Raw genomic sequence first — 11,096 nt, 5'->3', positions numbered from 1 at the left:
GGCCAGCACCCCCGCTGCCACCCCGAGCACCACCGCCACCACCCCCACCGGGGGCCTGGCGCACACCGGCGCCGGCGACACCGTGCCGCTGGCCGGCGGCGCGCTGGCGCTGCTGGCTGCCGGCGGCGGGATGATGGTGTACACGCGGCGCGGGAAGAAGCAGAGCACGCACTCCTGATCCGGCAGCGGTATCCGCGGATCACGCACCGCCAGGGAGCCCCACGGGACTTGAGGTTCGAGTCCCTGTGGGGCTTTTCGGCTTCCCGGTTTGAATAGCGCCCTTCGGCTTGAACAGTCAGGGCGACGACCCGGGCGACAAATCCCCTCGTCTTCAGCGGCCTGATCGGCCGAGTCGCCGCGCACCTGCGCCGCCCGCCCTTGACCCGAACGACTCAGGGGCCGCCCGACGTGCGGACGACCCCTGAATCCCTTACCGCTTACCGCTTACCGCTTACCGCGTACCGCATCCCGCGCACCTACCGCAGAACTCGTCCCCCCACAGCGCGGGCGACCTGGACCTCGACCCCGTCCGAGACGGCCGCCGGGCCGCCGAAGACCTCGACCGAGCCGCCGGCCAGCGCCTGGCTGAAGCCGTGCAGCGCGGTGGCGGTGCCGTCGGGCAGCCGGACCGGGTCGGTGAGCAGCAGCGGGCTGTGCGCCGCGGCCAGCATCGCGGCGCCGGTCAGGGCGTCGGCGAAGCGGGTGCCGGTGGCGACGCCGACGGTCTGCGGGTTGTGGAAGGTGCCGGCCACCAGGGACGCGGTGGCGTAGCGGTCCCAGCCCGCGAACTGCGCGGAGGCGTCGCGGTTCGTCAGGTGCGCGGCCGCGGCCACGGCCTGGCCGCCGACCGCCGCCACCGAGTGGGCGCCGGCCACGAAGCCGGCCACGGCCGGGGACAGCTTGCGGTCGGCGGTCAGCAGGATCGCCGCCGGGGTGCCGCTGCCGCCGCCGTACATCGCCGAGAACGGGCCGGCGGTGAGGGCGTCGGCGAAGTCGGCGCCGGTGGCCAGCACCACGTTGCCGGTCGGGTTGCCGAGCTGGTTGGCGATCGCCAGCGAGGTACCGTACCGGTCCGCGCCCGCGACCCGGGTGATCTGCGCCGCTGGCAGGCCCAGCGCGCTGACCACCTTGTCGGAGACCGCGTTCACGCCGCCCAGGACGTAGACCTTGCCGCCGGGCGCCAGCACCCGGTGGATCTCGGCGACCACGGCCGGGTCGGCCGCCTTGGAGGGCGTCAGCAGCAGCGGGCCGCCCTTCTCGGTGGCCAGCGGGACGCCGGACAGCGCGTCGGGGAAGGTCTCGCCGGTGGCCAGGACCACGGCCGAGGCCGAGCCGGCCTTCGGGAACGACTTCTGCGACACGGTGATCGCGGTGCCGTAGCGGTCGGCGCCCGCGACCCGGTTCACGACCGGGGCGTTGGGCGCGGTCGGCTGCGACGGCGCGACGGTCGAGACCTTCGACAGGTAGTCGTCGGCCGGGGAGCCCAGGCCGGTGGCGGTGTCGTAGCCGGCGGCCGCGGTCAGCGAGGAGTCCTCGCCGGCCTGGTAGAGCGTGCCGCGGGTGGCGTCGACGGTCGAGACGTGGATGCCCTCGATCACCTTCGGCTGCCCCGGGATCTGCCCGGTGACGTCGTGGAACGCCGAGGAGCCGTTCAGCGCGTACAGCGCCGGGTTGGCGAAGCCCAGGGCGTGGCCGGCGGCCTGCTTGGCGTCGGCCTGGAGCGCCGAGAACTCCGGAGCCGCGACCGAGGTGCCGCCCATGCCGCCCTCGCCGTACTGGCCGGCGGTGGTCATGCCGGTCATGCCGACGTCGACCGAGGAGGCCAGCGCGCCGTTCATCGCGACGTCCGGCACGGTCCGCATCGGACGCGTGGTGCCGTGGCCGCTGGGCAGGTTGTTCGCCAGCGCGGCCGGCACGGCGCCGGACTGGTACCACGGCTGCGCGACGTCCTCGGAGGTGCCGCCGCCCCCGCCGAAGTAGAAGGAGAACGGGACCTTCTGGCCCTTGACCGGACCCCACGCCGCGTCGCCCTGCTTGGCGGCGCCGACGTGGTCGCCCATCGTCGCCTCCCACGCGTAGTCACCCTGCGCGTCGGTGGCCAGCGTGGTACCGCCGACCGCGGTCACCCACGAGGAGCTGACCGGCCACTCGGTCTGCTTGCGGGCCGAGTCCGCGGCGCAGTTGGCGCCGCCGCCGGCCGCGTTCGCCGGGTCGTCGTCGCCGCAGTCGCCGGTGGAGAAGTCGAAGCCGATACCCTCCAGGGCGCCCTTCTGGAAGATCCGGTCGTAGGCCGCGATCTCCGACGGATCCATGTCCTGGCCGTCGGTGGTGTGCATGATCTCGCCCCAGGAGTTGGAGACCACGTCGGCCAGGTGCTGGTCGACGATCTTCTCCTCGGCGGCCATCAGGTCCGGGTCGGTGCAGGAGTTCGCGCCGACGTAGACGATGTTCGCGTCCGGCGCCAGGCCGTGCGTCATCTCGACGTCCAGCGCCTCCTCGCCGGCCACGTTCGCGGTGCCGCCGCAGGCCTGGACGTTCGTCCACTGCGACTGGTCCAGCACCTCGCTGTACTGGCCCGGGGCGAAGGCCTTGTCGCCGTGCCCGGTCGCGAACTGGTTCGCGTCGGCCTGCATCGTGGGCGAGCCGTACCAGTCGACGATCGCGATGGTCGAGCCCTTGCCGGTCATCCCGGACTTGGTGACGCCGTAGGCGTCGCGCAGCTGCTTGGGCGTGTACGAGCAGGGCAGCAGCGCCGTCGGGCCGGGGTTCGCGCCGGCCGGCCAGGCGGTGCTGGTGGTCGCGCCCCAGTACGGCGAGCAGTTCTGGTTCGCGGCGTTGGCCGCGTTCGCCTTCGCCGAGTCCGCGTGCACCCGCACCGAGGCCTGCGACAGGCCCGAGATGCCGCTGACGAGGTCGGCGACGTCGGCCGGGATGACCGCGCTGGAGGAGGCCGCGTACTTCACCGCGCCGTCGGTGCCCTGGTAGTCCTTGATCTGCGTGCCGAAGGCGCGCTGCACGGCGGCGGAGTCACCGACCGCGTCGATCCAGTCGCTCTGCACGCCCGAGACCTTCAGCCCGGCCCCGGTCAGCCACTTCTGCACCGCCGCGACCTGCGCCGGCGTGGCGCCGTACTGCGCCTGGATCTGCGCCGGGGTCAGGAAGTGCTGGTAGTCCGGGCTGTTCGGGTCGGCGGCGGCCCGCGCCGCGGCGGCCAGCCCCGCCGGATCCTGCCCGGTCAGGTAAACCCGGGTACTGATCTGCTGCGCGGCCGGCAGCGCACCCCGGTCGGCCTGCGCGGTCGCCCACGCCGGATGGGCGTCGGCCAGGATCTTGTTGGTGGTGCTGTGGTGCTGCGTGTCGGCCTGCGCGGGCGAGGCGGACGCGGACGCGGCGACAAGCGCGACGGCGACGGGGAAGACCCCCGCCATCACGGCTTGCGCACGCCGCCGCTGAGCGGCGTTCGGCATAGATGGATTCCCTTTCCCCTGTGGTGGCAGCCGTCCCGCACGAAGCGGCCGCCAGGGGGCGACTTTATGAAATCTTCAGGGACGGCGAACTGATGTTTATCCACTGGGGAACCCGCAGGACAAGATCCGGTAGGAGACCGTGACCGGTTCGTGTCCTGCATACGCGCATGTCAGGCGAGGGCACCGAGATGTGTCACTTTCCGAAGAAACGGCATGAACCGGCGGCCGAGCCGACCGCGACCCGGCTCGAATCAGACAGCCAATTCGATCCGAACATTCGACCCGAGCACAGCGGAGGCGGTGGTACCGAACGTCTCGTGGAACGTGTCGCTCAGATGCGACGGCGAGGCGAAGCCGGCGTCGGCGGCGCAGCGGGTGAGGTTGTGCCCGGCGGCCAGACCCCGAGCCGCCTCCAGCAGGCGGTTCCACTGCTGGTAGCGGCGGAAGGTCGTGCCGGTCTGGCTGGCGAACAGCCGCAGGAAGTAAGGGGTCGACATCCCCAGGCCGTGCGCGCTCTGCTCGGCACGCAGTATCCGGGCCGGTTCCTCACGGATCTCATCGACGACGCGCCGGATGCGGCGGTCGCTGGCGCCGGGCAGGCAAGGATCAGCGAGGAGTCGCAGATACTCCTGGTCCGCCCCGTGCCGGCAGGCGGCGATCAACTCGTGTTCCAGCCGGTGGTCCAAGCCGTAGGGGCCGACCTGCCGGTGCATCGCGGTGGCGGCACTCGGATCGGTGAAAAGCAACAGGATCCGGCCCTCGGGCGCGATCACGCGGTGCCGGGCCCGGCCCGGTGCGTAGACGCTGCGGGTGCGGATCGCGCCGTGCTCGGGGGTCTCGACGACGAACGGCGCGTCCAGGCCGACGGTCAGGACCCCGATCGACGCGGCGTGCAGATCCACGCCCAGGTCCGGCCCGACGTAGCCGCACTGTCCGGGGCGGAGCCACGCCACCGGTGCCTGTGTGGCACCGCATGTTTGTGGAAGCGCGCCGACCGCCATGAGACCACGCTAACTGACGAGGAGAACATCCGCGAAGTCCACTCGAAGTCCGTTTCAGAGAGCGGGGAACAGCTATGGAACAGCACATTCCTGATCGTTCGTGGCATGCCGAGGAGCAGTACGTGGAGCTCGGCGATGCCCGGGTGCACGTCGTGCGCAACGGTGCGCCAGACGCGCCGGTGCTGCTGCTGGTCCACGGGCTCGGCGCGTCCACGGCCTGGTGGAATCCAGTCGTACCGTGCCTGGCCGACGCCTACCGAGTGGTGCGAATAGACCTGCTCGGCCACGGCCGCTCGACCGGCCCGAAGAGCGGGGACGCCGCGTACAGCATCGCCGGACAGGCCGAGCGCATCGGCGCCGTCCTGGACCGGCTGGACGTGAACCGGGTGCTGACGGCTGTCGGGCACTCCACCGGCGGCAACGTGGTCGCCGAGCTGGCTCGGCAGTGTCCTGACGCGGTGTCGGCGCTGGCGTTGATCGGGACCGGACCGTATCCGGAGGCTGATACGTCTGACAGTCCCCTGAGTCGGTTGCTGTTCGCCCGGGTGCCCGGCGCGTTCCTGTGGCGGACGTTCAACACCGCCATCGTCCGCAAGAGTCTGAGTACCGCGTTCGCCAAGCCCGCGGCGCCGCTTCCGGACGAGCTCGTGGCCGGGACCCGCGGTATGACGCATCACGCTCTGGCCGCGACGGCCCGGGGGTCGTTGGCGTACATCAGGGAACGGACGATGCCGGACCGGCTCACCGAGCTCGGCAAGCCGCTGCTCGTGGTGTTCGGCGCGCAGGATGCGCGGTGGCGGTCGGCCGCGGCCGAGGACTACCGGGTGGTGCCGGGCGCCCGGGTCGTGGTGCTGCCGGGGATCGGCCACACTCCTATGTACGACGATCCGCAGACGACCTGCGATCTGCTGCTGGAGTTCGCGGGCTCGGCGGTGCAAGCCCGCTGACAACTCACTGAGCCCCCGGCTCGCGTGTCGCACCCACTCCCACCTGCGACGTCGTAATACGGTGACGACCGTGACCTCCCCAACCGAGCCGGGCAGCGCGGCGGTACCAGCGGCACCCCGGCCCAGTGCCACCGCCGCCATGCTCGTACGCCGCCCGAAGCTGTGGCTGATCCCGGCCGTCCTGGCGACGTTGGTGGCGCTGCTGCTCTCGCTGCTCTACATGGGCGGGATCCTGGATCCGAACGGCAACCTGCACCAGCTGCCGATCGCGGTAGTCGACGCCGACACCGGGGCGCCGCCGCCCGGTCAGCAGCAGAACCTGGGTGCCCAGGTGGCGCAGTCGGTGGTCGCCGGTACGCCGGGTCGCCAGTTCGACTGGAAGCGGGCGACGCCGGCCGAGGCGGCGGACATGCTGGCGTCGGGCAAGGTCTACGGCGCGCTGGAGATCCCGGCCGACTTCACGGCCTCGGTCACGGCGCTCACCACCGGCCAGGCCACGGCGCGCCCGACGATCAGCGTGCTCACCAACCCCGGCCTGGGCAGCCTGGGCTCCTCGATCGCGGCCCAGGCCACCCAGGGGGCGGCGCACCAGGCCTCGCTGGCGATCGGCAAGCAGCTGACGTCCTCCCCCGCCGCGGCCGGCGCCGACCCCACCGCGCGCCTGCTGCTGGCCGACCCAGTCGCCGTCACCAGCCAGGTCGGCCACCCCATCGGTCAGCACAGCGGCCTGGGCCTGACCGCGTTCTACTACGCGCTGCTGCTGGTGCTGGCCGGCTTCATCGGCGGCAACCTGATCAACAGCGGTGTGGACACGGCGCTCGGGTACGCCGACAGCGAGATGGGGCCCTGGCACACGCGCCGCCCGACCGTGCCGATCACCAGGACCCAGACGCTGTTGCTGAAGATGTTCATGACCGCGGGCATCACGGTGCTGACCACGAGCATGGTGATGGTGGCGTGCATCGCCGCGCTGGGCATGGACGCCACCCACATCCCACTGCTGTGGATCTTCTCCTACTGCGCCTGCCTGGCGATCGGCCTCGGAGTGCAGGCCATCAACGCGGCCTTCGGCGGCATCGGGCAGCTGGTCTCGATGTTCGTGTTCGTGGCGCTGGCCATCCCCTCCTCCGGCGCGACGATCCCGTTGCAGGCGGCGCCGGCCGTCTACCGCTTCCTCGGCGCCTTCGAACCGATGCGGCAGCTCAGCGGCGGGGTGCGCGCGATCCTGTACTTCGACGCCCGCGGCGACGCGGGTCTGATGCGGGCGTGGCTGATGATCATCGTCGGGGTGGTGGGCGCGCTCGTGTTCGGCTTCGCGATGACGCAGTACTACGACCGGAAGGGGCTGCGGCGACTGACGCCTCACCTGTAGACCGGCAGGCGGCCGCCTGTAGACCTTTAGGCGAAAGCGTTCGCTCTCCGAAAACACGGTTGCACCGCCTGACACCGCTAAGTCACGGTGGACCCCGTGCCGAAGCCACCGTCACCACCCCGGCCGACGACATCGCGTTTGTCGCACCCGCTCACCACGCTGAAATCGCTAACGCCGCTGAAGTCCCTGCGATCGGTCAAGCCGCTCAACGCCGTCAAATCCTCCCGGCGGGTCCGGGCCATACGCCTGCTCACGTCCGTCAGCCCGGCACTGACCTGGACCGTCGCCGGGTTCATCGTGGCCGAGGCCGTCCTGCCGAACCTGACCCTCATCGCGATGGGCCGCGCCACCGGCCGCATCCCCGCCGCCGCCCGCGACGGCCTGGGCTCGGCCGCCGGCCACTCGCTGCTGACCGCGCTGGCCCTGGCCGGTGTCTGCTACGGCCTGTCCCTGCTGCGCGGCCCGGCGGAGGACGCCCTGTCCTCGGTGGTCCGGGCCCGCATGGTGGTCGCGCTGCAACGCCGCTTGATCACGGCGGTGAGCGCACCGGCGGGTATCGCGCATCTGGAGGACTCCGAGACGCTGGACCGGCTGGCGAACGCACAGGGCCAGTTGATGAACGCCGCCCCGGCCGACGCGCCGATGACCATCGCCTCGCAGCTCGGCGGCTGGCTGTCCGGGACCATGGCGTGCGTCGTGCTGTGCACGTTCCGCTGGTGGCTGGGCCTGGCGATGTTCGCGGCCTGGCTGGCGGTGCGGCATCCGCTGGGCCAACTGATACGCACCCGGATCGGCAGCTTCCGCGCGGCCGGGGAGCCGTTGCGGCGGGCCTGGTACCTGTTCGCGGTGGCGACGCGGCCGGGCGCGGCGAAGGAATCCCGGGTGTTCGGCTTCAGCAAGTGGCTCGCCGCCGAGTACCGGACCCACTACATCAGCGGCCTGAGTCCGACCTGGACCGAGATCCGGCGGCAGGGCCGGCGGATGGCGCTGGTGGCGGTCGCGGTGCTCGCGGTGTTCGCCCTCGGCGCGGGAACGCTGGGCTGGACCGCGTACCACCGCGAGATCGGGCTGGGCACGCTGGCGGTGATGCTCACCATGCTCCCGTCCTCGATGTCGATCGGCACGGTCTCGATGACCGACTTCCAGCTGGAGATGATGCTCACCGCGCTCCCCGACCTCGACGCGCTCACCGATTCGCTGGAGCCCTCCGCCGATCCGGCCGACGCCGGCCACCACGCCGTCGACCCGGCCGGGATGCCGCGCGAGACCGTGGTCTTCGAGAACATCGGTTTCCGCTACCCCGGCGGCGACACCGACGTCTTCAGCGACCTGGACCTGACGCTGCGCGCGGGGGAATCGACCGCGTTGGTAGGGGTGAACGGCGCCGGCAAGACGACGCTGGTCACGCTGCTGGCCCGGCTGCGCGACCCGAGCCGCGGCCGGGTCCTGGTGGACGGCGTCCCGCTGAACGACCTGCACGTCCGCGACTGGCAGAAACAGGTCGCGGTCGTCTACCAGGACTACACGCGCTATCCGCTCTCCGCCCAGGAGAACGTGACACTGAACCTTCTCGGCGGTCCGGTCGATGAGCGGGCCCTGAACCAGGCCGCCGAACGGGCCGGGGCGACGGACCTCGTCGAAGGCCTGGCGGACGGCTGGCGCACCGTGTTGTCCCCGCAGTACGAGGGCGGCACCGACCTGTCCGGCGGGCAGTGGCAGCGGATCGCGCTGGCCCGCGCGCTGTACGCGGTCTCGCGCGGCGCGACCGTCCTGATCCTGGACGAGCCGACGGCTCAGCTCGACGTCCGGGCCGAGGCGGCGTTCTACGACCGGTTCCTGGAGATCACGCGGGGCGTCACCAGCATCGTGATCTCGCACCGGTTCTCCACCGTGAAGCGGGCGAACCGGATCGCGGTCCTGGACGGCGGCCGGATCACCGAGCTCGGCGACCACTCCGAGCTCCTGGCCCACGCGGGCACCTACGCCGATCTGTTCACCAAGCAGGCGGCGGCATTCACCGGCGGACGGAACAAGGCATGAGCGAGACGACTTCGACGCCAGGCACCAAAACCGGCACCACCGCCGACGCGACCCCAGACACCAAAGCCAGCAGCACCGCCGACGCGACGCCAGACGCCAAAGCCAGCACCGCCGCCGACGCCGCCGACAAGGCCACCGAATCCAAGGCCGAATCCAACACCAACACCGACACCGACACCGAGCAGCCGGAACGCACCTTCGAACCCGCCAAGCACCGCCTGCGCCGCCGCATGTTCGGCATCCTCGTCGGCGCCGGATTCCGCGCCTCGCCGGGCATGATGACCGCCGCGACGCTCATGAGCCTGCTCGGCACCGCGGCCTCGGTCAGCTACCCCGTCGGCTACCGGATCCTGGTCGACGCCGCGCTGCACCGCGACGCCACCCGCGTCGTCGTCGGCGTGTCCGTGGTGGCCGTGCTGTTCAGCGTCGGCTGGCTGCTCCAGAACCTGGCGGTCGCGCAGGGCTCGCCGCTGACCGACACCGTCAACGTCTACCACTCCGAGCGCATCGCCGGTCTGATCAACGAGATCCCGGGCCTGGAGCACTATGAGGACCCGGCGATCCTGCGCGAGGTGGAGCAGCTGCGCGACAACCGCCGCGGACTGGCCGCCGCCCCGCGCCAGATCACCGGCATGGTCTCCAACGCGATCCGGATCGGCACCGTCGCCGTCCTGCTGGCCACGGTCTACCTGCCGGTGCTGCTGGTCCCGGTGGCCGCCGTCGCCCCGGCGCTGGCCAGCCGCCGGGCCTCGAAGATCGCCAAGCAGAACGAGACCGACCTGGCCGACGACCGGCGGCTGCTCGGCGACCTGTTCGTGATCACCACCTCCGCGGACACCGCGAAGGAGCTGCGCACCTACGGCATCACCGACGACCTGGCCACCCGGCACCACCAGCTCGGCGAGCAGGTCCGCAAGGCCTCGGTCGGGGCGGCGCTGCGCGGGGCGGCGTGGGAGGCCGCCGGCTGGCTGTTCTACGCCGCCTTCTTCATCGCCGCGATCGTCGTGCTGGTCCTGCGCGCCACCCACGGCCAGGTCTCGCCGGGACAGATCGTCATGGTCGTCAGCCTGCTGCGCCGGGTCCAGTCCCAGCTCTCGACCGCCTCCGACACCGCCGGCAGCCTGGCGACCTCGATGCGCAACGCCAAGCGGATGCTCTGGCTGGAGGACTACGCACAGGCCCAGCGCCCGACCGGAACCCTCCCGGCGCCGCAGTCCCTGGCCGGCGGCATCCGCCTGGACCACACCGCCTTCGCATATCCGAGCTCTGACAAGCAGGTCCTGCACGACCTCCTGCTGGAGCTGCCGGCCGGCGCCACGATCGCGCTGGTCGGCGAGAACGGGGCCGGCAAGACCACCCTGGTCAAACTGCTCACCGGGATGTACACGCCGAGCCGGGGCCGGGTCCTGATCGACGGCACCGACCTGGCCGACCTGGACCTGGCGTCCTGGCGCGGCCGGGTGACGGCGACGTTCCAGGACTTCGTCCGGCTCCAGACCCCGGCCCGGCAGGCCGTCGGCCTGGGCGACCTGCCCCGGATGGCCGACGAGGCGGCACTGGCCTCGGCCGTCGAGCGGGCCGAGGCCGGCGAGGTGGTGGCGCAACTGCCCGCCGGCCTGGACACCCAGCTGGGACGCTACTTCCCCGGCGGGCGCGAGCTGTCCGGCGGCCAGTGGCAGCGGATCGCGCTGGCCCGCGGCCAGATGCGCGAGCAGCCGCTGCTGACCGTGCTGGACGAACCGACCGCCGCGCTGGACGCGATCACCGAGGCGGCCGTCTTCGACCGACATGTGCGGATCGCCGCCGAGCGCCGCGAGCAGGGGGCGATCACGCTGTTCGTCTCGCACCGCTTCTCCACGGTGCGCGCGGCGGATCTGATCGTCGTGCTCGACGGCGGCCGGATCGTCGAGACCGGCGGCCATGACGAGCTGATGGCCGCCGACGGGCACTACGCGCAGCTGTACACGTTGCAGGCCCGGGCTTATCTGGACTCTTGAATAGCGACGACTAGTGGCGCAGCGGGCAATCTTGGTGGTTGGTGGTTGGTGGTTGGTGGTCGGTGGTCGGTGGTTGGTGGTTGGTGGTCGGTGGTCGGTGGTCGGTGGTCGGTGGTCGGTGGTCGGTGGTCGGTGGTTGGTGGTTGGGATCCGTTCCCGGCTGGCGCTGCGGGCAGCATGACTCGCTGTTGAGGCAACGCTGCGGGTTTCTTTTGGGGGCTGGGTTTGCGGGGCGGGTTGCGGTTGGTTGTGGGCTGAAAGGCGATTTTTAC

6 protein-coding genes are annotated in these 11,096 nt (G+C 71.6%); 4 read left to right on the top strand and 2 right to left on the bottom strand.

Going from position 1 to position 11,096, the window contains the following annotated elements:
- Positions 1-476 precede the first annotated feature (476 nt).
- A complete protein-coding gene (locus IZR01_RS44025; protein ID WP_194927295.1) occupies positions 477-3,467 on the bottom strand; it encodes a cell wall-binding repeat-containing protein in 2,991 nt (996 codons plus the stop codon).
- Between the two features lie 251 nt (positions 3,468-3,718).
- Positions 3,719-4,420, bottom strand: coding sequence for a helix-turn-helix transcriptional regulator (locus IZR01_RS53845; RefSeq protein ID WP_194927294.1), 702 nt, complete (start codon positions 4,418-4,420; stop codon positions 3,719-3,721).
- A 122-nt stretch (positions 4,421-4,542) separates the two neighbouring features.
- Between IZR01_RS53845 and IZR01_RS44015 the strand changes: the two genes are divergently transcribed.
- The 4 genes from IZR01_RS44015 (at position 4,543) to IZR01_RS44000 (ending at position 10,824) form a co-directional block, all read left to right on the top strand.
- The gene (locus IZR01_RS44015) at positions 4,543-5,415 is read left to right on the top strand and encodes an alpha/beta fold hydrolase (protein WP_194927293.1); all 873 of its coding nucleotides are present in this window, start codon (positions 4,543-4,545) and stop codon (positions 5,413-5,415) included.
- A 61-nt stretch (positions 5,416-5,476) separates the two neighbouring features.
- Positions 5,477-6,787, top strand: coding sequence for a YhgE/Pip domain-containing protein (locus IZR01_RS44010; protein ID WP_369125432.1), 1,311 nt, complete (start codon positions 5,477-5,479; stop codon positions 6,785-6,787).
- A 138-nt stretch (positions 6,788-6,925) separates the two neighbouring features.
- Entirely contained in the window at positions 6,926-8,827 is a 1,902-nt protein-coding gene (locus tag IZR01_RS44005; RefSeq protein ID WP_194927292.1) for an ABC transporter ATP-binding protein, read from the top strand.
- Entirely contained in the window at positions 8,824-10,824 is a 2,001-nt protein-coding gene (locus IZR01_RS44000) for an ABC transporter ATP-binding protein (protein WP_194927291.1), read from the top strand. The genes IZR01_RS44005 and IZR01_RS44000 overlap by 4 nt, the downstream gene beginning before the upstream one ends.
- Positions 10,825-11,096: the final 272 nt, after the last annotated feature.

Source organism: Catenulispora pinisilvae (genome assembly GCF_015356865.1).
Classification (GTDB): Bacteria; Actinomycetota; Actinomycetes; order Streptomycetales; family Catenulisporaceae; genus Catenulispora; species Catenulispora pinisilvae.
The sequence above is the reverse complement of the archived record's forward strand: the minus strand, read 5'-3'. Positions and strand labels throughout refer to the sequence as shown.

Bases quoted from the DNA above. Each gene is read 5' to 3' on its own strand.
- IZR01_RS44025 (WP_194927295.1), bottom strand. From the start codon at position 3,467: ATGCCGAACGCCGCTCAGCGGCGGCGTGCGCAAGCCGTGATGGCGGGG.
- IZR01_RS44015 (WP_194927293.1), top strand. From the start codon at position 4,543: ATGGAACAGCACATTCCTGATCGTTCGTGGCATGCCGAGGAGCAGTAC.
- IZR01_RS44000 (WP_194927291.1), top strand. From the start codon at position 8,824: ATGAGCGAGACGACTTCGACGCCAGGCACCAAAACCGGCACCACCGCC.